The 24,537-nt window shown below is 70.8% G+C and carries 24 protein-coding genes; 14 read left to right on the forward strand and 10 right to left on the reverse strand.

Going from position 1 to position 24,537, the window contains the following annotated elements; translation table 11 throughout:
• Positions 1-262, forward strand: a 262-nt coding sequence (locus AF1_RS35965; RefSeq protein ID WP_217999842.1) for a hypothetical protein, incomplete at its 5' end; no start/stop codon positions are given.
• A 66-nt stretch (positions 263-328) separates the two neighbouring features.
• Here the strand turns inward: AF1_RS35965 and AF1_RS35970 are convergent.
• The 4 genes from AF1_RS35970 to AF1_RS33655 form a co-directional block, all read right to left on the reverse strand.
• Positions 329-592, reverse strand: coding sequence for a hypothetical protein (locus AF1_RS35970; RefSeq protein WP_207394055.1), 264 nt, complete (start codon positions 590-592; stop codon positions 329-331).
• Entirely contained in the window at positions 565-1,065 is a 501-nt protein-coding gene (locus AF1_RS35975) for a recombinase family protein (protein ID WP_207394056.1), read from the reverse strand. The genes AF1_RS35970 and AF1_RS35975 overlap by 28 nt, the downstream gene beginning before the upstream one ends.
• The gene (locus AF1_RS34760; protein ID WP_157419290.1) at positions 1,062-1,220 is read right to left on the reverse strand and encodes a hypothetical protein; all 159 of its coding nucleotides are present in this window, start codon (positions 1,218-1,220) and stop codon (positions 1,062-1,064) included. Before AF1_RS34760 ends, AF1_RS35975 begins: the two co-directional genes overlap by 4 nt.
• Positions 1,221-1,353: 133 nt before the next feature.
• Entirely contained in the window at positions 1,354-1,545 is a 192-nt protein-coding gene (locus tag AF1_RS33655; protein ID WP_084263283.1) for a type I-E CRISPR-associated endoribonuclease Cas2, read from the reverse strand.
• Positions 1,546-1,654: 109 nt separating this feature from the next.
• Here AF1_RS33655 and AF1_RS24275 point away from each other — a divergent pair, with 109 nt between their 5' ends.
• The 3 genes from AF1_RS24275 (at position 1,655) to AF1_RS24285 (ending at position 5,918) form a co-directional block, all read left to right on the forward strand.
• The gene (locus AF1_RS24275; RefSeq protein WP_067803740.1) at positions 1,655-2,851 is read left to right on the forward strand and encodes an SAM-dependent methyltransferase; all 1,197 of its coding nucleotides are present in this window, start codon (positions 1,655-1,657) and stop codon (positions 2,849-2,851) included.
• A gap of 89 nt (positions 2,852-2,940) precedes the next feature.
• The gene (locus AF1_RS24280; RefSeq protein WP_067803744.1) at positions 2,941-4,203 is read left to right on the forward strand and encodes a cytochrome P450; all 1,263 of its coding nucleotides are present in this window, start codon (positions 2,941-2,943) and stop codon (positions 4,201-4,203) included.
• A gap of 1,190 nt (positions 4,204-5,393) precedes the next feature.
• Positions 5,394-5,918 carry a zinc finger domain-containing protein gene (locus tag AF1_RS24285; protein WP_131732660.1) on the forward strand — a complete coding sequence of 175 codons (525 nt, stop codon included), beginning with the start codon at positions 5,394-5,396 and terminating at the stop codon, positions 5,916-5,918.
• Positions 5,919-5,979: 61 nt separating this feature from the next.
• Here AF1_RS24285 and AF1_RS24290 read toward each other — a convergent pair whose 3' ends face one another.
• The 3 genes from AF1_RS24290 to AF1_RS24300 all read right to left on the reverse strand — a co-directional run bounded on the left by AF1_RS24290 (position 5,980) and on the right by AF1_RS24300 (position 9,774).
• Entirely contained in the window at positions 5,980-7,209 is a 1,230-nt protein-coding gene (locus tag AF1_RS24290; protein ID WP_067803749.1) for an acyl-CoA dehydrogenase family protein, read from the reverse strand.
• A gap of 106 nt (positions 7,210-7,315) precedes the next feature.
• Positions 7,316-8,341 (reverse strand): glucosyl-3-phosphoglycerate synthase, encoded by a 1,026-nt coding sequence (locus AF1_RS24295; protein ID WP_067803752.1) that lies wholly within the window; start codon positions 8,339-8,341, stop codon positions 7,316-7,318.
• Complete coding sequence (locus AF1_RS24300; RefSeq protein WP_067803755.1) at positions 8,338-9,774, reverse strand: XRE family transcriptional regulator; 1,437 nt, start codon at positions 9,772-9,774, stop codon at positions 8,338-8,340. The genes AF1_RS24295 and AF1_RS24300 overlap by 4 nt, the downstream gene beginning before the upstream one ends.
• A gap of 150 nt (positions 9,775-9,924) precedes the next feature.
• Here AF1_RS24300 and aceA point away from each other — a divergent pair, with 150 nt between their 5' ends.
• From aceA to AF1_RS24325, 5 genes are all read left to right on the forward strand, one after another.
• Positions 9,925-11,208, forward strand: coding sequence for an isocitrate lyase (gene aceA / locus AF1_RS24305; protein ID WP_067803758.1), 1,284 nt, complete (start codon positions 9,925-9,927; stop codon positions 11,206-11,208).
• 224 nt (positions 11,209-11,432) lie between these two features.
• A complete protein-coding gene (locus AF1_RS24310; RefSeq protein WP_067803761.1) occupies positions 11,433-12,941 on the forward strand; it encodes a M1 family metallopeptidase in 1,509 nt (502 codons plus the stop codon).
• A 101-nt stretch (positions 12,942-13,042) separates the two neighbouring features.
• A complete protein-coding gene (locus AF1_RS24315) occupies positions 13,043-13,831 on the forward strand; it encodes an ABC transporter permease (protein ID WP_067803764.1) in 789 nt (262 codons plus the stop codon).
• Positions 13,824-14,627 (forward strand): ABC transporter permease, encoded by an 804-nt coding sequence (locus AF1_RS24320; RefSeq protein WP_306303185.1) that lies wholly within the window; start codon positions 13,824-13,826, stop codon positions 14,625-14,627. Before AF1_RS24315 ends, AF1_RS24320 begins: the two co-directional genes overlap by 8 nt.
• Positions 14,627-15,619 (forward strand): ABC transporter ATP-binding protein, encoded by a 993-nt coding sequence (locus tag AF1_RS24325; RefSeq protein WP_067803770.1) that lies wholly within the window; start codon positions 14,627-14,629, stop codon positions 15,617-15,619. Before AF1_RS24320 ends, AF1_RS24325 begins: the two co-directional genes overlap by 1 nt.
• On the opposite strand, the gene AF1_RS24330 is transcribed toward AF1_RS24325, so the two are convergent.
• Positions 15,568-16,233, reverse strand: a complete 666-nt coding sequence (locus AF1_RS24330; protein ID WP_067803773.1) for a response regulator — start codon at positions 16,231-16,233, stop codon at positions 15,568-15,570. The two genes, AF1_RS24325 and AF1_RS24330, sit on opposite strands and share 52 nt — an antisense overlap.
• A complete protein-coding gene (locus AF1_RS24335; protein ID WP_131732661.1) occupies positions 16,230-17,858 on the reverse strand; it encodes a sensor histidine kinase in 1,629 nt (542 codons plus the stop codon). Before AF1_RS24335 ends, AF1_RS24330 begins: the two co-directional genes overlap by 4 nt.
• A 216-nt stretch (positions 17,859-18,074) precedes the next feature.
• Between AF1_RS24335 and AF1_RS24340 the strand changes: the two genes are divergently transcribed.
• From AF1_RS24340 to AF1_RS24350, 3 genes are all read left to right on the forward strand, one after another.
• Entirely contained in the window at positions 18,075-18,866 is a 792-nt protein-coding gene (locus AF1_RS24340; RefSeq protein ID WP_207394057.1) for an ABC transporter ATP-binding protein, read from the forward strand.
• Positions 18,856-19,776, forward strand: coding sequence for an ABC transporter permease (locus tag AF1_RS24345; RefSeq protein ID WP_084263285.1), 921 nt, complete (start codon positions 18,856-18,858; stop codon positions 19,774-19,776). Before AF1_RS24340 ends, AF1_RS24345 begins: the two co-directional genes overlap by 11 nt.
• Positions 19,777-19,870: 94 nt before the next feature.
• A complete protein-coding gene (locus tag AF1_RS24350) occupies positions 19,871-20,926 on the forward strand; it encodes an ABC transporter substrate-binding protein (protein ID WP_067803779.1) in 1,056 nt (351 codons plus the stop codon).
• Between the two features lie 115 nt (positions 20,927-21,041).
• Here the strand turns inward: AF1_RS24350 and AF1_RS24355 are convergent, their stop codons facing one another.
• Positions 21,042-21,494, reverse strand: coding sequence for a hypothetical protein (locus AF1_RS24355; RefSeq protein ID WP_067803782.1), 453 nt, complete (start codon positions 21,492-21,494; stop codon positions 21,042-21,044).
• Positions 21,495-21,787: 293 nt separating this feature from the next.
• On the opposite strand from AF1_RS24355, the gene AF1_RS24360 reads away from it, so the two are divergent.
• Positions 21,788-23,833, forward strand: a complete 2,046-nt coding sequence (locus AF1_RS24360) for a DUF6077 domain-containing protein (RefSeq protein ID WP_067803785.1) — start codon at positions 21,788-21,790, stop codon at positions 23,831-23,833.
• Between the two features lie 109 nt (positions 23,834-23,942).
• Positions 23,943-24,537: hypothetical protein (locus AF1_RS24365; protein WP_217999843.1), on the forward strand; the 595-nt coding region annotated here is incomplete at its 3' end.

Consider the following 24,537-nt stretch of genomic DNA (forward strand, 5'->3'; position numbering starts at 1 on the left):
GCCTACTTATGTGCAGAGTCTGACGGTCCTCGGTCTTGTTCTTGTGGAGAACACTCGTCTCGGTGAAGCCGTCGCTCCCCTGGTCGCAGTGCTGGGCTTGGGGCAGTCGCTTCCAGATGAGTCCCAGGGCGTCCTCGGGCTGGCAGTGGAGCTCTTACGTCGCTCCTATGCAGAAGATCCCGCCGAGGTGACCCGGCGCTTCCAGGAGGTCACGGGTGCATCGATGCCCGAGTGGTTGAAGGAGCCCCCCAGCCAAGGATGAGCGCATCGCACAGGGACACGGCAGGTCGGCGCCTGCATCAGACCGCGCTTGAATCGCAGCAAAGACTCACCGCTCGGCGTCCGCAGTGGTGGGGATAGCGGTGCAGGGAGGTCTTGGGATGCCGGTCTTGGCTGCGATGACTCCCAGCGAGTCGCCTTGGGCCTTCAACAGCCGGGCATGTTCGATCTTGTCCTCAGGGTGGGCGATTGGCCGTCCGGTCCGCCGGCCGCTGGCCTCGGCAACGGCGCGGGCGTGCGCGGCGCGTTCGGCGGTGAAGGTGCGTTCCATCTCGGCGAACAGGGTCAGCAGTAGGAAGGCGATGTGGGCCATTCCCTCGTCGGTGGTGTTGACGGGCAGCGGGTCGACCAGGGACCGTACGCCGATCCCTTTTCGGAGAGTTCGTGGACGAGGTTCAACACCTCGCGCAGATTGCGGCCGATCCGGTCGAGGGTGTGCACGACGATCGTGTCACCGGGCCGGGCGTACGCGAGCAGCCGGTTCAGGCCGTCACGGTCGATGCTGGTGCCGGTCTTCTTGTCGACATAGACACGCTCGGTCGGGATGCCGGCAGCGGCCAAGGCGTCGAGTTGCCGTTCGAGGGACTGCTTGGTGGTGGAGACGCGGGCGTAGCCGAGCTCCGTTCCTCCCTGGAGGTGATCGTTCCCGGTTCCCATTCCCAGGTCGTACCGAAAATCGTATCCGTACGCCCTTCTGGAGCGGATGGCGCCCGTCCGTGTCTGATTCGCCGTGCTCGCCGCGGCGACGTCGTGGCCATCCACTTTCAAGGAAGTGGAACGGCTCATGCCAGGTCGTCCAGGCCGAGTTCGTGGGCGGTCGGGCCGCACTGGCCGAACAGCTCAGGGCCTCGGGCATCACCCTGGAGTTCCTCACCGGCGAGCTGCGGGGCTCGCACGACCCGGCGGATCGTGTTCACCGCGCTGGCCGCCTTGTCGGGCATGGAATGCGAGTACATCCGCGACCGCACCCTCGAAGGCCAAGAATCGGCCCGCCGCCGTGGCAAGACCATCGGCGGCGTTCTCCCCGCGCGAGCGGGAGCGGTCCGCAGGAGGTCCAGATCCCCCGCTCGGCTCTCAGAGCTCTTTTAGTTCGTTGTCTGGTTCGGCGGGGTTGAGGGTGATGAGTGTTAGGCCGTCGAAGTCGATGGGGGTGCGGCGGCGTCGGCCGGCAGTGTGGAGTGCGAAGCCTTGTTCGTTGGCGTCGGGATGGAGGAGGAGTGCGGCTGCGTCGTCGCTGGAGGCGGCGACCGCTGCCGAGGTCGGCAAAGCCCCTGTCGAGACACGGCCTCTGGTCCGGCGACAGCAAGCACAGCCCGGGGGCGGAGAGCCGGCAGATCCTCAACAAGGCAGCCCAGGCCAGTTGTCCCACGGGCCAATGGACGCACTCGCCGCCAACTTGCACACCGAGCGCCTGCAAGCGGTGGAGCAGCAGGCAGAGGTCCAACTTCAGCTTGGCCTGCACAACCAGGTCACCACCGGGCTGCCGCCGCTCGTTCAGCAGTTCTGGCGGCGAGAGCACCTCAGGGGACTTTTGATGACCGCCCTCTATCGTGAGCAGCGGGGTCCCGACGCCCTCATCCTGTACGGCCGGTACCGCGACCACCTCCGCAGGACCGGCGGTGAGCCTGGCCCAGCACTCCAGCGCCTAGCCATGCAGATCAGCGCCAACGACGCGTCGCTTCTAGAGGTCGACCTCCCGCCGCTGCCCCATGCCGACCAAGCGGTCATCGCTTCTGGGGCGGATCCCGGCCGTCAGTCGATCGCCCGCATGTGCGCCGCCATCATCACCGACACTCCGACGTCCGGCTACAGCACCGCCCTTGACCGGGCATCATGCATCACCGACACAACGCTGGTGGACCGGCTGCGCGGCCTGGAAGTGGACAACGTGGAGTTCGGCAACCGCCTCGCCCGAGCTTGTGTCATCCATTACGACATCACCCGCTTCCTGGAACTGGGCGCGCTCCCTCCCGCCTGGTACAGCCTCCATAAAGTCGCCCAGCTCATCCGCCCCGACGCTCACGTCGTCTACGCCAACCGTGACTCCGCGCTGGTGTCCCATTCACGCCCGCGCCTCGCCGTTGAGGACGGTGTGGAGTTCATCGAGGGCAGCCTGCTCGACACGCGACGGCTCCTGCACGAGCCCGCCATCCGAGCTCTCTTCCAGCTGGACAAGCCGCAGGATGAACGCGCCCCCGTCGCCATCATCGACCGGCACGAACTCAACACCATCTCCGACGCCCACGACCTCAAGGGAATGTACGGCGCCCTTGCCGCCCAGCTCCCCGCCGGCTCTCTCATCAGTTTGACCGGCCCCTCGCCTGAGTCCCTGGCTCCTCAGGTCAACGAGCACATCACGGAGATCTTCGGAACCCAGTCCGCGCCTGAGGTCGTGCACTTCAGGACCGGCCAACGCCTCGCTGAGCTCCTCCCGGATGGCTGGCAGCTCGTGCCCCCCAGTCCCAGCGACCCCTTCAACTTCTGGCCAGAACCCGGACGGGCCGGGACACACGACCTATGGCGGCAGAACAGTGTCGTGGCGATCAAAGCCGGCCACCGGCCACCGGAGTGATGAAGGTGTCGCCTCCGCCGAATTGACAGGTTTGTTGACGTCTGCTGGCCTTGGAGGCGCAGCAGGGGAACCGCCCGAAAGGTAACACGGTGACTCTGATCCCATCCCCCCAGCCCACAACACCGGCATGCCCGCACTTCCCCTTCGACCCCCCAGAGGACCCGCTGGACCTGCCCGCCGCGCACACCGAACTCCAGCAGCGGGCCCCCCTTTCAAAAGTGAGGCTGCCATCCGGGCAGGCCGACACCGAGGCATGGCTCGTCACGGGCCATGCCGAGGCGCTAAGGGTCTACCGCGACAGCGAAACCTTCCTGCGCGGACCGGCCGACGGAGTCTCCCCCTTCATCAAGGCACACCCGATCATCATCGCTCTAGACGGAGATGAGCACCGACGCACCCGCGGACTGGTCAAGTCCGCGTTCAGCCCAGCCAAGGTCGCGCGCCTGCGGCCGATGGTCAAAGACACGGCCGCAGAACTTCTGGACAGGCTGATCGCCAAGGGCGAGCCCGGTGACCTCTCCGAGGACTTCGCCATGCCGCTCACACTCAGCGTCATCGGCGGTCTGTTCGGCATCCCCGAAGAGGACTATCCACAGTTCCGGCGATGGAGCGAGTCACTCATCTCCGTTAGCCCCGACTCCCACCGCACAGGTCCCGCCGCCATGCAAGCCATGGTCGGCTACATGGCCGCTCTCATTCAGAGTCGAGGCCAGAACCCAGGTGACGACCTGGTGTCCCTGGTAGCGGTCAACGCCAAGCTCGCCAACGCCGACCCATCATCGGCGGGACTTCTGGCGGCCAGCCTGGTCGCCGGGGGCTGGGAAAGCACCGGCGGGGCCCTGGTGTGTTCCACGCACCGCCTCCTCACCACCTCCGGAACCGGCGGAGCCTCCTTGTACTCCCGGCTGTGTACCCGTCCCGCGCTCATTCCCACAGCCGTCGAGGAGATGCTGCGGGTCGTCCCGAACTCGGTCCTGGGCGCGACACAGCCCCGGCGCGCCACCCGCGACATCGAACTCGGAGGCGTCCTCGTGCGCGCCGGCGAACTTCTGATCCCCAGCCCCGATTCGGCCGCCCGGGACCCGAGGGTCTTCACCGACGCCGGCACCGTCGACCTTGAGCGCACCCCTAACCCGCACTTGGCTTTCGGGAGTGGCGCTCACGTCTGCATCGGTGCACCGCTCGGCCGCCTGCAACTCCAGGTGGCCCTCGAACTCCTCACCCAGCGCATGCCATCCCTGCGCCCGGCCATCCCAGCCGAAGACCTTGAATGGCGCTGGGACGCCAGCGTCATCCGCCGCCCGACGACTTACCCAGTCGCATGGAGCCGCACCCGAACGACCCGCAGCTGACCGCCCCCGCTACGAACGCCACGGCCACCTGTTCACCGCCTTCCTGGCCCTCGCCGCTGCACTGATCTGCTACAAGAAGCTTGCTCGAGTCACCACATAGGACAGGCTCTTAACGCGGCGACGACAAGAAGTCCGGCCTGCGGCGGCTGGTGTTCCCTTGGGAAGGCCCTCCCGTCAACGGGGTCAATATCGATCAGTGGAAACGGATGCTCGCCGGGCAGCGGCGTGCCCGCGGGGAACGCGACTCCTACGCCGGCGAGGTGACCTTCCGTGACTGGGTCGCGCAGGTCCGGCTTCCGGGTCAGGACATCGAGGACAGCAGCCGCACCGCCTATGACCAGCATTTGCGCCTGCGAATCCACCCAATCTTTGGGCACTTGCCCATCAACACGTTTTTGAACGGGAGCAGGTCCAAGCCTGGGAGATCGAGCTCCGCAAGCGGTACTCCCCCAACACCACCAGTAACGCTCGCGATCTCCTGGCGACGATCCTGGGGGACGCCAAGGACGCGGGCCTGGTCGGCGTCAACGCGGGGTCCCGGCGACGCCGTCGCGGGCGCGTCGCGCAGCGGCGCGCACAGGCAGCCCGGCGGGAGCCCGCCTGGGCCACGCCGCTGCAAACGCTGCTGCTGGCCGAACGGTGCGCCATCCTCACCGGACGCGATGACGACTTCGTCATGTGGATCATCTGCTCTTGGTGCGGTTTGCGTTGGGGTGAGCTGCTCGGGCTGCAGAGCCACCACGTTTGCGACGCCAAACTCAAGGTCGAAGTCCAACTCGGCCCGCCGGACGGGCCCTTTGTCCCCAAGCCGCCCAGGGACGGCTCGCTCCGCAACGACCACCCGGACTACTTCGGCGCCGTTGACCTCCCTCCGTTCCTGATCGATCTGCTCGCCCGGTACATGGCCGCCCATCCCCCGGCACCGTGTCAGTGCCGCGACGACGGCTGCGGCGGCGACAAGTTCCTCTTCCTGAACAAAGAGGCGATCACCATCGGCATGCCACCTACAACGAGAGCCGCCCCTGGCCTCAGGCCGTCACCGGGATGGTCCCCCGCGACCCGGACGGACGGGGCGGGGCGGCGGCGCCCCGGCCCGCCCCGTCCTGGTCGACGTCTCCACGGGGTGGCCCGGCACACCCCTGACCCCGGCATGGCCGGCCGCCTGCGGGCCCTCTTGGTCGCCTCCGAACGTGCGGGGCATCCCCCGCTACGACCAGCCGGTGGTGGACGCCCGGGCAGTGGACTGCCCCCGCTGCAGCGCCCTCCCTGACGAGCCCTGCGAATCGCCAGGCGGGGGCCGCGATACCCACAAGCCGCGCATCGCATCCGCCAGCAGTGCCGGGTACGTCCGGGAGCTGGAGCTCGCGTCTTGGCTTCCGGTCGGCAACGACCTCACACCGCACAAGCTCCGCCACTCGCACCGCGTGTGGCTGGACGAGCTTGGGACCCCCGCGATTCTCGCCCATGACCGGTTCGGCCACTCGATGCCCGGGATCGGCGGCACCTACGCGCACGTCTCCGCGCTCATGCGCGAGGAGCTGCGGGCGAGGCTCCAGGAGCGCTGGGAGACGACTCTCGACGAGCGGCTGGCCATTTCGCCGACGTCACCGGTGCCGATCCTCAACGAGCTGCTCGCCGCCCGCCTGAAGAAGGTCGGCCGTGCCCGTCTCCCGATCGTCTCCCAACACCCCGCATCGACGGTCATGGCCTCATGATCGACGACTCGCGCTCTCACCGGACGGTGACTATGGGATCACGGTCTGCGCAGGTCACCGGCTAGCGGACGGGGAGGCCGGTGATGGTGCGGCCGATGACCAGGCGCTGGATCTCCGAGGTGCCCTCGAAGATCGTGAAGATCTTGGAGTCGCGGTGCATCCGCTCGACCGGGTAGTCGCGGGTGTAGCCGTTGCCGCCGAGGATCTGAATGGCCTCCTCGGTGACATGCACCGCCATCTCGCTCGCCATCAGCTTGGCCATCGAGCCTTCGGCGTTCTGGAAGTCCTTGCCGGTGCGCGCCATCCACGCGGCCCGCCACACCATGAGGCGGGCGGCGTCCAGCCGGGTCTTCATGTCGGCCAGCTTGAACGCGACGGCCTGGAAGTCGCCGATCTTCCTGCCGAACTGCTCGCGCTCCTGCGCGTACTGCAGCGCGTACTCGTAGGCGGCGCGGCCGACGCCGAGCGCCATCGCGCCGACGGACGGGCGGGTCGTCTCGAACGTCTTCATCGCGGCCTGGCCCTTGGAGCGCTTGCCCTCGCGGGTGCGGGCGATGCGCTCGTCGAACTTCTCCTTGCCGCCGACGATCAGGTGGGACGCAACCCGCACATCGTCGAGGACGACCTCGGCGGTGTGGGAGGCGCGGATGCCGTGCTTCTTGAACTTCTGGCCCTGCTTCAGGCCGGGGGTGTTCGGCGGGACGATGAAGCCGGCCTGGCCGCGGCTGCCGAGTTCGGGGTGGACCGACGCCACGACGACGTGGACGTCGGCGATACCGCCGTTGGTCGCCCAGGTCTTGGTGCCGTTCAGCACCCACTCGTCCTTGGCCTCGTCGAAGACCGCGCGGGTGCGGATCGAGCCGACGTCGCTGCCGGCGTCGGGTTCGGAGGCGCAGAACGCGCCGAGCTTGACGTCGTCGGCGGTGCCGAACATCTGCGGCACCCACTCGGCGGTCTGCTCGGGGGTGCCGACGGCGGCGACGGACGCGGCCGCGAGGCCGGTGCCGACGATGGACAGCGCGATGCCGGCGTCCCCCCAGAACAGCTCCTCGAACGCCACCGGGATGCCGAGGCCGGTCGGCTCCAGCCACTGGGTGGCGAAGAAGTCGAGCGAGTAGATGCCGACCTTGGACGCCTCCTGGATCAGCGGCCAGGGGGTCTCCTCGCGCTCGTCCCACTCCTGCGCCGCCGGGCGGATCACATCCCTGGCGAACTCGTGCACCCAGTCCCTGACCTCGCGGACGTCCTCGCTGGGCTCCAGCGAGAACCCTGCCTGCTCCGTGCTCGTCATGATTAATTGACCCTTCCTCCAATATGACTGTTACCCACGGTAGCAGTAATCGGAGTTACCGCAGGTAACACCGTGACCGGAGTCACAGCGCGCGCACGCGGGCGGGCTACCTGCGGCCCGGTGAGCAGGATCGGACGGCGGCATAGCCGGGCACCTCGATCATCGGCGGGCGCTCCCCCACGGCCACATCGGTCGTGCGGGCGTCGTGCCCGTCCGCGCCGCGGTGGAACCGGGTGAGCGCGGTGGAGGGGGGCTCAAGCGGGATCATCCGGCCGTGCCGCTCCAGCCGCGACCAGGCGGTCAGCATGATCTGCCCCGACATCGCGCCGAGCGCCTCGGTGGACTGGTGCGCGTGCACCCGCCGGCCGAGGTCGACCTGCGCGATCGCGTCCAGCCCGGAGTCCTGGTAGACGTCCAGCAGCAGGCCGAGTTCCACGCCGTAGCCGGTGACGAACGGCAGCCGCTCCAGCAGCGCGCGGCGCCCGGCGTACTCGCCGCCGAGCGGCTGCATGACCCCGGCGAGCAGCGGCCAGTGCAGGTTGATCAGCGGGCGCGCGACCAGTTCGGTGACCCGGCCCCCGCCGCCCTCGACATGGCGCTCTCCGTCCACGAGGGGACGGTCGTAGCAGCCCTTGACGTAGCCGACGGACGGGTCGGTCAGCAGCGGCCCGAGCAGCCCGGTGACGTAGGACGAGGTGAACTCGCGCAGGTCGGCGTCCACGAACACGAGCAGGTCGCCGGACGTCGCGTACAGGGACTTCCACAGCGCCTCGCCCTTGCCGGACATGCGGCCGTGCCCGGGCAGGACGGCGTCCTGCGCCACCACCTCGGCTCCCGCGGCGGCGGCGACGGCGGCGGTCCGGTCGCCGGACCGGGAGTCGATCACGACGATCTCGTCCACCAGCGGGATCCGCTCGACCAGGTCGGCCCGGATCGCCGCGACGATCGCGCCGACCGTGTCCTCCTCGTCGCGGGCGGGCAGGACGACGCTGATGCTGGTGTCGCCCTTGGCGGCGAGCAGCAGGGGCGCCGGCCAGTCCGCCGCCGCGCTCATGCGCCGGGCCAGCCACGCGGCGACCTCGGGCGGCACGCGCTCCCCCTCCCGTCCGGGCGGTTCTGCGATACCGGTCATTCCGCGGCGTGCTTGTCCAGGAACTCGTAGACGTCGGCCTCGTCCACGCCGGGGAACGCACCGGGCGGCAGGACCGACAGGACGTGCGAGTGCGCCCGCGCCGACGGCCAGGCCATCCCCTCCCAGCGGTCCGACAGCTCCTTCGGCGGGCGCTGGCAGCAGTCGCCGTCCGGGCAGGCCGACTTGACCCGCCGGGTCGTCTCCCGGCCGCGGAACCAGCGCGAGTCCTCGAACCGGACGCCGAGCGTGATGGCGAAGTCGCGCTCGTGGCTGGGGTCGATGTGCGACAGGCACCAGTACGTCCCCTGCGGGGTGTCGGTGTACTGGTAGTAGACGGAGAAGCGGTCCTCGGCGCCGAACACGTGCCGCCCGGCCCACTCCCGGCACATCCGCTGGCCTTCGATCGCGCCGTCCTCGTCCTGGGGGAAGGCCAGGCCGTCGTTGGCGTACGCCTTGTAGATGGTGCCGTTCTCGTCGTTCTTGGTGAAGTGCAGTTGCAGGTCGAGATGGTGGGTCGCGACGTTGGTGAAGCGGTGCGCGGCCATCTCGTAGGAGACGGAGAAGACGTCCGCCAGGTCCTCGACGGACAGTTCCCGCGCGGCCTTGGCCTCCTGCAGGAACGGGACGACGCTGCGCTCCGGCATCAGGATCGCGGCACCGAAGTAGTTGGCCTCGACGCGCTGGCGCAGGAAGTCGGCGAAGTCGCGCGGCTGGTCATGGTCGAGCGCGATGTGCCCGAGGGTCTGCAGCAGGATCGTCCGCGGCGTGTGCATGCCGAGCTGCTCGCGCTCCAGGTAGATCCGCCGGTTGCGCAGGTCGGTCACGGACCGGACGGAGCGCGGCAGGTCCTGGACGTACTGGAGGCTGAACCCGAAGTGGCCGACCAGCGTCATCAGCAGCCCCTGCGACACGGCGCCGCGCCGGTACCCGACGGCGTCGAGGGTCTGCGCGGCGACCCGCTCGATCCCGGGGAAGTGGTTGCCGCGCTCGTGCATCTGGCGGCGCAGCTCGGCGTTGGCCTTGCGCGCCTCCTCCGGGCTCGCGGTGGGCTTGGTGCGGCTGCGCTTCAGCTCCCCGTACAGCGCGAGGATGTGCTCGATCACCTCGTTCGGCATCCGCTTGCCGGCCTTGAGGTGCGACAGCCCGAGCGTCCGGTAGAGCGGGTCGCGCTGCGCCTCCTCCAGCTGGATCTCCAGCTGCGCGCGGCGGCTGGGCGGCTGGCGGCGCAGCAGCTCCTCCACCGGGCACGCCAGTGCGGCGGCGAGGGCCTGCAGCAGCGACAGCTTGGGCTCACGGCGCCCGTTCTCCAGCAGGGACAGCTGGGACGGGGCGCGTCCGACGCGCTCGCCGAGTTCCGACAGCGTCAGGCCGCGGGCGCGGCGCAGGTGCCGGAGCCGCTGCCCGAACGTGACGAGATCTACGTCACTCGTCAAGTTGAGGGGTTCTTCTTGGCGCAAGGTCGTCACCGCTTCATGGTAGCGGAAATTTCGCAGTTCTTTCGTTACTCACGAGTTCATTTCGGGGTTGCGGCCGGGGCATAGTCGATAACAAGCACCCAGGGGACGACACGGAAGGGCAACACGATGAGCGAAAGTCGCCTCAAGGGCGCAGCCCAGGAGCTGCAGCGCCAGTGGGAGACCGATCCCCGGTGGAAGGGGATCGAGCGGACCTACACCGCCGAGGACGTGGTGCGAATCCGCGGCTCGGTCCAGGAGGAGCACACCCTCGCGCGTCTCGGCGCCGAGCGGCTCTGGAACCTCCTGCACGAGGAGGACTACGTCCACGCGCTCGGCGCGCTGACCGGGCTGCAGGCCGTCCAGCAGGTCAAGGCCGGCCTCAAGGCCATCTACCTGTCCGGCTGGCAGGTCGCGGCCGACGCCAACCTGGCGGGCCAGACCTACCCGGACCAGAGCATCTACCCGGCGAACTCGGTTCCGGCCGTGGTGCGCCGCATCAACAACGCGCTGCTGCGCGCCGACCAGGTCCAGTGGGCCGAGGGCAAGGGCGACACGCACTTCCTCGCCCCCATCGTGGCCGACGCCGAGGCCGGCTTCGGCGGCGTGCTCAACGCCTTCGAGCTGATGAAGGGCATGATCGCCGCGGGCGCCGCGGGCGTGCACTGGGAGGACCAGCTGGCCTCCGAGAAGAAGTGCGGGCACCTGGGCGGCAAGGTCCTCATCCCGACCTCGCAGCACATCAAGACCCTCAACACCGCCCGCCTCGCGGCGGACATCTCGGGTGTTCCCTCACTGATCATCGCGCGGACCGACGCTGAGGCCGCGACCCTGATCACGACGGACGTGGACGAGCGCGACCGCGAGTTCACCACCGGCGAGCGCACCGCCGAGGGCTTCTACCGGGTCCGCAACGGCATCGAGCCCTGCATCGCCCGCGCCAAGGCCTACGCGCCGTACTCCGACCTCATCTGGATGGAGACCGGCACCCCGGACCTGGAGCAGGCCCGCAAGTTCGCCGAGGCGGTCAAGGCCGAATACCCGGACCAGATGCTCGCCTACAACTGCTCGCCGTCCTTCAACTGGAAGGCGCACCTGGACGACGCGACCATCGCCAAGTTCCAGCGCGAGCTCGGCCACATGGGCTTCAAGTTCCAGTTCATCACCCTGGCCGGGTTCCACGCGCTCAACTACGGCATGTTCGACCTGGCGCACGGCTACGCCCGCGAGGGCATGACGGCCTACGTCGACCTGCAGGAGCGCGAGTTCGCGGCGGCCGAAAAGGGCTTCACCGCGGTCAAGCACCAGCGCGAGGCCGGCACCGGCTACTTCGACATGGTCAGCACCGCGATCAGCCCCGACTCGTCCACCACGGCGCTGAAGGGTTCCACCGAAGAGGGCCAGTTCCACTGATCCTCCCGGGCCGGCCGCGCCACCGGCGCGCCCGGCCCGCCCTGCCGGCCTGATCCCCCCTGGCCCCGGAGGCCCCCGCGTTCCTACACCCGCGGGGGCCTTCTGGTGTCCTCACCCCTCCCCCGCTCTCTCCTCCCGGCCACATCCGGCTATGGATCTCGACAGCGCCCGATAATCGGCGCATCGTGAGCGCGCTACTTGATCAAGCGGAGAGAGGATCTCTGATGGCGCGTCACCCCCGGTCCATCCGGTCCCGGGCGATCCCCGGCCGGATGCTCCCGATCGCCGTCGCCGCCGTGAGCGTCGTCGCGTTCGCGCCCGCCGCCACCGCGGACGGGCACGGCGGCGGACACTTCACCCCCGGGTCCCCCGGAGTCGGCGACTCCTACTTCCCGCTGGAGGGCAACGGCGGCTACGACGTCCGGCACTATTCGCTGGACCTGAGCTACGACCCCGACCACGACCGGCTCGACGGCACCGTGACCATCACCGCGCGGGCGACGCAGAACCTCTCGCGCTTCGACCTGGACCTGTCCGGCATGGACGTGGAGAAGATCTGGGTCGGCCGGCAGCGTGCCCGCTACCAGCGCAGCGGCCAGGAGCTGATCATCACGCCCCGCCAGGGGCTGCGGAAGGGGTCGGTCTTCCAGACGGTCATCCGGTACGGCGGCGTACCGCAGACCATCGTCGGCTCCCCGATCGTGTTCGGCTCCCCGTACGGGTTCCTGCACACGCCCGACGGCGCGTTCGTCGGCGGCGAGCCGAACGGGGCCAGCACCTGGTTCCCCGTCAACGACCACCCGAGCGACAAGGCGACCTACGACTACACCATCACGGTGCCGGAGGGCCTGACGGCCGTCGCCAACGGGCGGCTCACCGGGCACCGCTCCGCCGGCGCCTCGTTCGGCCGCCGCGGCACGCCGGTCCGCGCCGAGGTGTTCCGGTGGCGCGAGGACAGCCCGATGGCGAGCTACCTCACCACGATCGACATCGGCAAGTGGGAGGTGAGGCAGGGCCGCACGCCCGGCGGCGTCCCCAACTACACGGCCGTCGACCCGGTGCTCCTCGCCGGGCAGCCGGACGCGGTGAACTTCTTCTACGACACCACCGACGAGGTCACCGACCTGTGGTCGGACACGTTCGGCGAGTACGCGTTCGGCAGCACCGGCGCGATCGCCGACGACGCCCGCTTCGAGGGCCAGCCGCTCGGCTTCTCCCTGGAGACGCAGAGCAAGCCGGTCTACTCCGCCGTCCGCAGCCGGGGGACGATCGCGCACGAGCTGGCACACCAGTGGTTCGGCGACGCCGTCTCGCCCGAGCGCTGGAAGGACGTCTGGCTGAACGAGAGCCTCGCGACCTGGGCCCAGTGGTACTACGCGGAGAAGCACGGCGGCGCGACCGTCCACGACCAGGCGCGCACCACCTACAACGCCCGCCCGTTCCCCGACCGTGAGGGCCGCCCGTACTGGTCGGTGCTGACCGCCGACCCGCAGCGCGACACCATGTTCAACGACCGCGTCTACAGCGGCGGCGGCATGATGCTCCAGTTCCTCCGGGAGAAGATCGGCGATGACGCGTTCTTCGCCCTTCTGCGCACCTGGTACGCCAAGCACAAGTACGGCAACGCCAACACCGGGCAGTTCACGTCACTGGCGCAGCAGATCTCCGGCCAGGACCTGAGCGGGTTCTTCAAGGACTGGCTCTACTCCCCCATCAAGCCCCCGCTTCCGTAACCCCGCGCCAGGAGAACCGGGCTCCGGCGTGATCCGCCGGAGCCCGGTTCTGTGTCGGAATACGTGGTGAGATCCTTTCCGCCCATCTAGGGTCCCGGCAAGTGGGGGTTCTTCCGTGGGTGTGGTGGTACGGCTTCCGGCGTCACACCGCGTATCCGCTCGGTTCCCTGACCGAGTCGCTGACCAACACGATGTTCGGTTTCATGCGCGCCTATGTGCTGCTGGCCCTGTGGGACGTCCGGCCGTCCCTCGGCGGGTACGAGGCGGTCGACGCCGTCACGTTCTGCTTCATCACCCAGGCGCTGATCGGGCCAGTGCAGATCTTCGGTGGGATGGACCTCACCGAGCGCATCCGCAACGGCGACGTGGCGATCGACCTGTACCGGCCGGTCGGGCTGCAGGGCTGGTGGCTGGCCGACGACCTCGGCCGCGCGGCCGGGTCCCTGGTGCTGCGCGCCGGCCCGCCGCTGCTGGCGGGCGCGCTGGTGTTCCCGTTCCGCCCGCCCGCGCCGGAGAACCTCGCCGCGTTCACGGTGGCGACGGTCCTCGCGGTGACGGTGAGCTTCGGGCTGCGGTACCTGGTGGCGCTGGGGATGTTCTGGCTGCACGACGACCGCGGCCTGCAGGCCGTCACGCTCGTGATGTCGCTGTTCTTCTCCGGGATGATCCTGCCGCTGGTCGTCTTCCCCGGACGGCTCGGCACCGTCGCGCACGCGCTGCCGTGGGCCGCGCAGATCCAGGTGCCCGCGGACGTGTTCCTCGGCCGCTACACCGGGGCGGGGCTGCTCGGCGCGCTCGCCTTCCAGGCGGCATGGGCCGCGGTCCTGCTCGCGGCCGGCGCACTGGTGACACGGGCGGCGCGGCGGAAGCTGGTGGTGCACGGTGGCTGACACGGTGCGCATGTACGGCCTGCTCGTCTGGGCGTGGATCCGCGCGGCGGCGCAGTACCCGGTGTCGATGGTGCTGCTGGCGCTCGCCACGGCGGTCGTCACCGGGCTGGACGTGGCCGCGATCGTGCTGCTGTTCTCGCAGGCTCCGCGCATCGCCGGATTCGCGGCACCGGAGGTCCTGTTCCTGTACGGGACGTCCGCGCTGGCGTTCGGCGTCTCCGACATCCTGCTCGGCACCACCGAGCGGCTCGGGTACCACGTGCGGCAGGGGACGCTGGACGCGATGCTGGTGCGGCCGGTGAGCCCGCTCGTCCAGATCGCGACGGAGGAGTTCTCGCCGCGCCGGTTCGGCAAGCTCGTCCCGGCGGTCCTCGTGCTGGCGTACGCGCTGGCGAACGCGGACGTGCCGTGGACGCCGGGCCGGGTCGCGATGGTCCCCGTCATGGTGCTGTCCGGGACGGCGATCTTCGGCGGGCTGTGGGTGCTGACCGGCGCGATGCAGTTCGTGCTGATCGACAGCCACGGGGCGAGCAAGTCGGTCACCTACGGCGGCGCGTTCCTCACCCAGTACCCGATGACCATGTTCGCCCGCGACTTCGTGCGGGGGGTGACGTTCGCCGTCCCGCTGGCGTTCGTCAACTGGCAGCCCGCGCTGTACGTCCTGGACCGTCCCGACCCGCTCGGGCTGCCGGCGGCGGCGCGGTTCGCCTCCCCGGCGGTCGCCGTGCTGGTGTGCGCGCTGGGTGCGGTCGCGTGGCGGGCGGGACTGCGGCACTACCGATCGACAGGGAGCTGATGCCGGTGCCGGTGATCGAGGCCGAGGACGTCGTCAAGACGTTCACCGTGCGGGCGCGCTCGGGCATGCTGCGCCGGGCGCGCACGCCCGTGCACGCGGTGGACGGGGTGTCGTTCACCGTGGCGCCCGGTGAGTTCGTCGGGTATCTCGGCCCGAACGGGGCCGGGAAGTCCACCACGATCAAGATGCTGACCGGCATCCTCACCGCGTCGTCCGGCACGCTGCGGGTCTGCGGGCTGGACCCGTCGCGGCGGCGCACCACGCTCGCGCGCCGCCTCGGCGTGGTGTTCGGCCAGCGGACGACGCTGTGGTGGGATCTGCCGCTGCGCGACAGCCTCGCCCTCGTCCGGCGGCTGTACCGGGTCGAGGCGGCGGCGCACCGGGCCCGGCTCGCCGAGCTGACCGCGCTGCTGGAGCTGGACCCGTTCCTCGACACGCCGGTCCGGCAGCTCAGCCTCGGGCAGCGGATGCGCGGCGACCTCGCCGCCGCGCTCCTGCACGACCCCGAACTGCTCGTCCTGGACGAGCCGACGATCGGCCTGGACGTGGTGAGCAAGGCGACCGTCCGCGACTTCCTGGCGCGTGTCAACGCCGAGCGCGGCACCACGATCCTGCTGACCACGCACGACCTCGGCGACATCGAGCGGCTCTGCCGCCGCGTCATGATCATCGACCATGGGCGGCTGGCCTACGACGGCGGGCTGGACGAGCTGCGCCGCACCGTGGACGCCGACCGGCTGCTGGTCGTCGAGCTGGCCCGGCCGGGCCCGCCGATCGCGCTGGACGGGATCGAGGCCGAGCGGGTGGAGGGGCCGCGGCAGTGGCTGCGGCTGCCGCGCTCGGCGAACGCCGCGGCGGTGGTCGCCGAGCTGACCCGCGTCCACGAGGTGCGCGACATCGCGCTGCGGGAGATGGGCATCGAGGAGGTGCTGGCCGGGCTCTACCGGGGCGACCACGCGTACTGGTGCTCGGGACGCCCGGTGGCGCCGTAGCGCAGCGTCACCACGACCCGCCCGGCCTCGGCGAGGGCGGCCAGGTAGCGCTGCGCGGTGGCGCGGGAGACGCCGATCTGGTCGGCGATCTCGGCGGCCGAGCGGGGCCCGTCCGCCCGCCGCAGCGCATCGCTGATCAGCCGCGTCGTCACCGGTGACTGTCCCTTGAGCGGGGGCGCCTGGCTGTGCAGCGGCGCGTACAGGGCCCGGAGCGCGTTGTCGAGCGCGGCCTGCGACACGTCGTTCTCTCCGGCCAGCGCCTCCCGGTACCGGGCGTAGGCGGTGAGCCGCGCGTTCAGCGCGGCGGCGGTGAACGGCTTGATCAGGTAGTGCAGGGCGCCGTGCCGCAGCGCCTCCCGGACGACGCCGGGGTCGGCCGCCGCCGTCGCCATGATGACGTCCGCGTCCAGGTCGGGCAGCAGGGCGAGACCCGAGCCGTCCGGCAGGTAGACGTCCAGCAGGACGAGGGTGGGCGACAGCTCGGCCGCCATCGACCGTGCCTGCGCGGCGGTGTGCGCGAGCCCGCTGACGGTGAATCCGCGCAGTGCCGCCACGAATTTCGCGTGGACCTGCGCCACCCGGAAGTCGTCGTCCACCACGAGAACGCCGATCATCGCACCGCCTCCGCACCGAGCACGCCGGTGAGCCGGGCGACCGCCACGGCCCCGCTCCCGCCGGGTCCTCCCGACCCGGCGTCCACGAACGTCACATCGCCGCCGCGGGCGCGGGCCGTGCGGCGGGCCAGCCCGAGGCCGAGCCCGCGCGACCGGCCGGCCGCGGTGTCGCGGGTGGAGACGCCGTCGTCGAACACGGCGTCGCGGAACCCCTCCGGCAGGCCGTCACCGGAGTCGGTGACGGTGACGTGCAGGTCGCTCCCGTCGCCGAGCAGCTCGATCTCGACACGGGCGGGCCGCCGGTGGCCGAGCCGGGCGGCCTCGACGGCGTTGTCGACGAGGTTGCCGACGACGGTCGTCACGTCGATGGGGTCGGTGACCCGGCCGGCCACGTAGCTGCCGGTGCCGATGTCGAGCCGGACGCCCTTCTCCGCGGCGACGGCGATCTTCGCCGTCAGGAACGCCCGCAGGTAGGGGTCCGACAGCGGATCGGGCAGGGTGTCGGGCGCCGGGGCGCGCCGGGCGGCGTCCTCCATCAGCGTCCCGATGTAGTCGGCGGCCTCCTCGCTGTGCCCGAGCTGGAGCAGCCCGGCCAGGGTGTGCAGCCGGTTGGCGTACTCGTGCCGCTGCGCACGCAGCGCGTCGAAGAGGGTGCTGACCGAGTCCAGCTCGCGGGCGAGGGTCTCCAGGTCGGTGCGGTCGCGCAGCGTGATGACGGCGCCGAGGTCGTGGCGGTGCCGGCGGACCTCCCGCCGGTTGACGACGAGGACCCGCTCCCCGGCCGTGACGAACAGGTTCGCGGCCTCGCGTTCCCCGGTGAGGACCTCCCGCAGCGCCCCCTCGGCGACGAGGTCGCCGGCGGGCACGCCGCGCTCGGGCGTGACGCCGAGCAACCGGGCCGCCTCGTCGTTGCAGAGCGCGATCCGCCCGGCGGGGTCGACGGCCACGACGCCCTCGCCGACGCCGTGCAGCACCGCCTCCCGCTCGTGGACCAGCTCGACCAGCTCGTACGGTTCGAGGCCGAGCGTCTGCCGTTTCAGCCGGCGGCCGATCGCGGCGGAGGCGACCACGCCGAGCAGGACCGAACCGGCGACGAACAGCGACATCTCGCGCAGGACGCGGCGGACTTCCCCGTCGATCGCGCGGGCGTCGAAGCCGACGCTGACCTCGCCCAGTATCCCGCCGTCCCGCCCGTACAGCGGGACCTTGCCGCGCGCGGACAGCCCGAGCGTGCCGCGCTCGACCCGGACGACCTCGCGGCCGGCCAGGGCGTCGGACGGGTCGGTGCTCACGTGCTCGCCCAGCCGGCTCGGGTTGGGGTGGGAGAGGCGGATGCCGCGGTTGTCGGTCACCACGACGAACAGCGCCCCGGTGCGGACCCGGGCCTGCTCGGCCTGGTCCTGGACGATGTGCTTGGGATCTCCGGCCGCGACCGCGTCGGCGATCTTCGGGTTGAGGGCGACGGCGCGGGCCACCGCGAGCGCCCGCTGGCCGTACTGGTCGCGCAGATGGCCGTCGAGCATCCAGGCGATCAGCCCGTATCCGAGGCAGGCCACCACGACGACCACGCCGACCTGCAGGATCAGGACCTGCCGGGCGAAGGAGATGCGGGAGCGGACTGCCATGATGTGTCACGGTAATCGATGCCGGCCCCGGTCGCCCAGCCGCCGGTGAGCAGAACGAGCAAAAGCCTGAATAACGTGCTCAACGTGGGGTTTTGCAGCTTGCGAGCACATCGCGGGCAAGGGTTCCGGTGATGCAGGCCACATCCGTACGGTTCCGCCGTGTCTCATCGAGAATTGCCGAAGAAACAGAGCACTGAGCGGCCACCCGGCTCACCCGTGATCGAGCTTTACGCCGCCACCAAGCGCTTCCGGTCTTCGGGCGGCGTACACACGGCCATCCGGGACGTCCATCTGAGCGTGGGCTCCGGCGAGTTCGTCGCCGTCGTCGGCCCCACCGGCTGTGGCAAGTCGACCACCCTGTCCCTGATCTCCGGCCTTGAGCCGGCGTCCGATGGCCGCGTCCTCGTCCACGGCCGGCCCGTGGAGGGCATCCCGGACGGCGTCGGCTACATGTTCCAGAACGACGCCGTCCTGCCGTGGCGGTCCGTCCTGGACAACGTCGCGGCCGGCCCCCGCTACCGCGGCACGTCCAAGCGCGAGGCACGCGACCGCGCCCGCGACTGGATCACGCGCGTCGGCCTCGCGGGCTTCGAGGGCTACTACCCGCACCAGCTGTCCGGCGGCATGCGCAAGCGCGTCGCGCTCGCGCAGACGCTCGTGAACGAGCCGTCCGTGCTGCTCATGGACGAGCCGTTCTCCGCGCTGGACGTCCAGACCCGCGGCCTCATGCAGGACGAGCTGCTGCGGCTGTGGTCGGGATCGGGGGCCGCCGTCGTGTTCGTCACCCACGACCTGGAGGAGGCGCTCGTCCTGGCCGACCGGGTCGTCGTGATGACCGCGGGCCCCGCCACCATCAAGAGCACGTTCACGGTGCCGCTCGACCGGCCGCGAAACGCCGAGGAGGTCCGGCTCACCCCCGAGTTCCTCGACATCTACCGCGAGGTGTGGGACTCGCTGCGCGAAGAGGTTCAGATCACCCGGGAAAGGGGGACTGGAAATGCCGCGTAACGCGAAGACGGCCAAGAGCGCCGCGACCATCGAGCGGACGGCGGACGCCGTGGCATCACCGCAGGCGTCCGGCGACCACGGTGAGGCGGCGGCCATCGCGCGGGCGCGCACCGCCGGGCTGCGCCGCGCCCTCGGCATCAACGCCGTCCGGATCGTGCTCATCGCGGTGTGGCTCGGCTCATGGGAACTGGCCGCCCGGCACTGGATCGACCCGTTCTACTACTCGATGCCGTCCAAGATCTGGGAACGGCTCGTCGGCTGGTTCACCGACGGCACCTCGCAGGGCTCGATCTGGGAGCAGATCTCCGTCACGCTGCAGGAGGCCGTGGCGGGCTTCGCGCTCGGCGCCGCCGGCGGCGTGGTCCTCGGCATCGTGCTCGGCCGCAGCCGGTTCCTGTCGGACGTGTGCGCGCCGTTCATCAAGGCCGTCAACGCGATCCCGCGCATCATCCTCGCCTCGCTGTTCATCATCTGGTTCGGCCTGGGCATGCAGTCCAAGATCGCGACGGCCTTCGTGCTGGTGTTCTTCGCGGTGTTCTTCAACGCCTTCCAGGGCGCCCGCGAGGTCGACCGGAACCTGGTGAACAACGCGCGGATCCTCGGCGCCGGCCGGATGCAGGTGCTGTGGACGATCGTGGTGCCGAGCGCCACGTCCTGGATCCTCGCCTCCCTGCACTCGGCATTCGGTTTCGCTATCATCGGCGCGATCGTCGGCGAGTACACCGGTGCCGACAAGGGCCTCGGCCTGCTCATCAACCACTCTCAGGGCGTCTTCGACGCGGCCGGGATCTACGCCGGGATGATCATCATCACCGTGCTGGCCCTGCTCGCCGAGTGGCTGCTCACGCTGCTGGAGGGCCGGCTGCTGCGCTGGCGCCCGTCCGTCGCCGGCACCGATATCCAGATCTGACCCCGCTCCATCGCTTGACTTCACCCCCCCGCTCGGCCCCGCCCCGCTCGACCCGACCCCGCACCACCCCCACCCCCCGACCAGGAGAACTCTCATGCGTACGACCCCCATTCGGGTGAGCGCCGCCGCGCTCGCCGCCCTCACCGCCCTGTCCTCCCTGTCGGCCTGCCGCGGCGGCGGCAGCGACTCCGGCGGGGAGGAGAAGTCCGGCGGCACCGTCAAGATCATGGTGGGCGGAATCGACAAGGTCATCTACCTGCCGGCCAAGCTGACCGAGCAGCTCGGCTACTTCAAGGAGCAGGGCCTGGACGTCCAGCTGCTCACCGAGCCCGCCGGCGCGCAGGCCGAGAACGTGCTGATCGCCGGGGACGTGCAGGGCGTCATCGGCTTCTACGACCACGCCATCCACCTGCAGACCAAGGGCAAGTGCGTGGAGAGCGTCGTGCAGATGGCCGACGTCCCCGGCGAGGCCGAGATGGTCTCCGCCTCGAAGGCGGCCACGCTGACGTCCCCGGCCAACTTCAAGGGCAAGAAGCTCGGCGTCACCAGCCCGGGCTCTTCCACCGACTTCCTCACCCGCGCGCTCGCCGTGCGGAACGGGGTCAAGACCTCCGAGTACACGACGGTCAAGGCGGGCGCCGGCCAGACGTTCATCTCCACGATGGACAACGGCGGCATCGACGCGGGCATGACGACCGACCCGACCATCGCCAAGCTGATCAGCACCAACAAGGCCAAGGTCCTGGTCGAGATGCGCACCGAGGAGGGCACCCGGAAGGCGCTCGGCGGGCTGTACCCGTCCACGTCCCTCTACATGGACTGCGCCTACGTGAAGTCGCACGGCGAGACCGTCCAGAAGCTCGCCAACGCGTTCGTGAAGACGCTCGGCTGGATCAAGCAGCACAAGCCCGCCGAGATCGCCGCGAAGATGCCGGCGGACTACGCGGGCGGCGACCCCAAGCTGTACGAGAAGGCGATCGGCGACTCGATCAGCATGTTCAACAGCGACGGCGCCATGAAGCAGGAGGGGGCGGAGAACGTGCTGAAGGTGCTGGCGCAGTTCTCGCCGGAGGTCGGTGAGAAGAAGGACGAGATCGACCTGTCGAAGACCTACACGACCGAGTTCGCGGTGAAGGCGAAGCAGTCCTGAGCGAACCCCGCTGAGACGCGGGCCGGGCCTTGCGCGGGGGCCCGGCCCGTCAGCGTTTCCGGGGGAACCCCTGGCGCGGGCGGTCCATCGTGGACTACGGGCGGTCCATCGCGGGCTAGAAGTCGAAGCCGGCGGCGTCCTCGTCGCGGCCGGAGTCCCAGCGGCGCGGCGCCCACGCCGGCATCAGCAGCGCGAACCCCATCATCGCGTACACCCCTGAGCCGAGCAGCATCCGCAGCCCGGAGTCCAGGTCACCGGCCGGCGGCACCTGGCCGGGCAGGTCGAGGGCGCGGCCGGGATCGGCCAGGAACCAGGCGGACAGGCCGAGCAGCGCGAACGCGGGCACGAGCGAGACCAGCGGCGAGGCCCACCGCGCGACGATGATCACGCCCATCACCAGGCCGACGGCGGCGAGCAGCGCGAACGCGCCGTAGATGCGGGTGCGGTCGGTGATCGCCTGCCCGGTGCCGTCGAAGGACTGGCCGGCCTGGACGTATCCCCAGGCGGAACCGTAGACCAGCGCGGGCGTCAGCAGGACGCCGAGAACGAAGCCGAACGCATGACGCACCGCGCACCACATCCATTCGAACGCGCCGCCACCGGGCGCGCATGATTCCGGTGGCCGATTCCGGTGGCGCCCCAATGACAGCACGCGAACCGGCTGCATCGCAGTGATTCCGCACCAATGACCGTCTTCGGCGCATCGGGCCGCGTCCGGGGGCGATGGTATGTGAACCTCGGAGAGGGGCGCGGCGTCGCACTTACACAAGATCGTTAAGGGACTTCGTGCCCGGCCGCTCCCGGTCCCCCCGCCGGCAGGCGTATCGGCCTTGGGCACGCGCATGCGCAAAAGGGGATCGGATGGTTCAGCTGCTGAACCGCGGCACCGTCGCGGGCGGCTCCGGGCAGGCGGGCGGGACCCGGGCGACACGGCTGGTGGACGGCGTCACCGACGGCGCCGTGCTGGGGTTCGCGGCCTGGACCCTGCTCTATCACCTCGGATTGCTCGTCCATCCGCCCACATGGTCCCTGCTGGTGCTGTGGCTGCTCTGCGGCTGCGCGCTCGGCGCACTGTATGCGTTCCGGCGCGGGTGGTGGGCCCGCCCGCTGCGCCCGGACCGCCCGCGATCGGCGGCGAAGGCTCCCCCGCGCACCCTGGCGGTGGTGGCGGTGGTGGCGGGCGTCGCGGCCGGGACGTGCGCGGGCCTGCACGAATCCGGCGTCCCGTGGTGGTGCGCGTGGGCGCCGGGGCTCATGAGCATCGCCGCGTCCGCCGCCTGGCTCCTCCGCCGGCCGGAGGCGCACGCCGGGACCCCGGACGGCGGCCCCGGCGCCCCCGCGCCCGCCGCCGGCCGGGACGAGACGCGCTGGGGAACGCCGCTGGCGCTGCTGACCGGCGCGGGATTCGCCGTCGCCTCGCTGTTCATCGTGAACCCCGACGGGGACGACGCCTACTTCGTGTCGCGCTCGGTGGCCACCGCGGCGACCGGCGAGATCCCGTTGAAGGACGTCATCTTCACCCCGGGGACGTCCGGCCCGATCGCGGGTGAGCCGCCGGTGTCCTCCATCGAGGTCCTCGCCGGGGCCGTCGCCCGGGTACTCGGAATCCCCGCGGCGTCCTTCGTGTGGTACCTGCTGCTGCCGCTGGTCACCTTCCTGGCGATCTGGGCGCTGTGGCGGCTGGTCCGGGCGTGGGCACCGCGCCGCGCCGCCCTCTGCTTCGCCGTCGGGGCCGCCTACCTGCTGTGGACGGGGGCGAGCGCGGCGTCGCTCGGGTCCTTCCATCTGCTGCGCATGTGGCAGGGCAAGGCCGTGCTGGCATCGGTGCTGGTGCCGCTGCTGTTCGTCTACCTGACCCGGTGGGCCGAGCGGCGGACCCGCGCGGACCTCGCGCTGCTCGCCGCCGCCGGGGTGGCCGCGGCCGGGCTCACCTCGTCCGCCGCGTTCGTGGTGCCGCTGGTGGCCGGCGCGGCGGCCGTCGCGCTGGCCGCCGCCGGGCGTGTCCGGGCCGCCGCCGGGACGTGCGCGGCGATGGCCTACCCGATCGCGTCCGGTCTCGTGGTCATGCTGCTCCACGAGGACACGAGCGTGGTCGGGACGGTCCACGACGCGCCTGGAAGCTGGCGGTGGGTGCTGCTCCAGGCGACGCTCGGCGTGATCGCCGGATGCGCGCTGTGGCTCGCGCCCTGGACGGCCCGCCGGGGCGTCCCCGCGCTGATCGTCACCGGCGTCGCGGCGACCCTGACCCTGCTGATCCTGCCCGGCGTGCTGACGGCGGCCGCGCACGCGTCGGGCGCGGGCCAGGTGCTCTGGCGGACGATGTGGCTGGTTCCGGCGCCGGCCCTGATCGGGCTGGCGGCGGCGATCCGGATTCCGCTGGGGGCACGGCGCGGTCCGGTGCCCGCCGCCCTGGCCGCCGTCCCGGCCGCGGCCCTGGTCACGGCGTTCGTGGCGGGCGGGGTCCCGGTGTGGTCGAAAGCGGCCGGGTCGACCGTCGCCTCCCGTCCGTCGTGGAAGGTGTCGGCGGTGGCCGTCGGGACGAGCCGGGACGTGCTGGACCTCGCCGGCCCGGGCTCGTTGGTGCTGATGCCGACCGGCTACATGCGGGCCGTGCCGCTGCTGACCACGCGGACGCAGGCGGTGAACCCCAACGGCCACTACCTGAAGTTGCTGCCCCTCCCGGCCCAGATGATCCGCGACCGGCAGGTGCTCTCCGAGGCCGTCCGCACGCCCCACGGCGAGAAGCCGGACGCGGGCGCGGTGAAGGCCGCCCTGCAGCGCACCGGGGTGGACGTGGCGTGCGCGTGGCGCCGCGACAGGCACGGGGTGGTCCTGCTCAAAGGCGCCGGATACGGCGGTGACCGCCGGGTCGGGCGGCTGCTTTGCCTCGTCCCTCCGAGCGGCTGACCTCCGCACCGGCGCCGGATCGACGGGTGCCCGTTTCATGGTGGTTCGTTTTGAACGCTTTTGACCGGGCATCGCCGTCTCACCGATCCGACGCACGTTGGAGGAAACCATGTCGACCGCGATATGGGTCGTCATCGCCGTCATCGTCATCGCCGTCATCGTCGCGGCCGTGTTCCTGGCCCGGTCCAGGGCCCGGACGCAGCGGCTCAGGCGGCGGTTCGGCCCCGAGTACGACCGGGCCGTGCAACAGGAGGGCGGACGCGCGGCCGCTGAACGGGAGCTGCGCTCCCGCGAGGAGCGCCACGAGGAGCTGAAGCTGCGGGACCTCGACCCGCGGCGGCGCGAGCAGTACCACGAGCAGTGGGTCCGCGTCCAGGAGCGTTTCGTCGACGCCCCGGAGGCGGCGGTCGAGCAGGCCGACGGCCTCGTCACGGTGGTGATGGGCGAGCGCGGCTACCCGACGCACGGGTTCGAGGACAAGGTCGCCCACCTGTCGGTGGAGCACGGCCGCACGATGGACCACTACCGGCGCGCCCACGCGATCAGCGGCAAGGCCGCGTCGAAGCAGGCGTCCACCGAGGACCTGCGGCAGGCCATGGTGCACTATCGCGCCCTGTTCGAGGAACTGCTGAGCGCGCCCGGCACGGAGCGGACCGGCCGGCACGCCGGCGAGCCCGCCGCCGCGCCCGGCGCCGGCGAGGCCC

It is taken from the genome of Actinomadura formosensis NBRC 14204, from assembly GCF_001552155.1.
Taxonomy (GTDB): Bacteria; Actinomycetota; Actinomycetes; order Streptosporangiales; family Streptosporangiaceae; genus Spirillospora; species Spirillospora formosensis.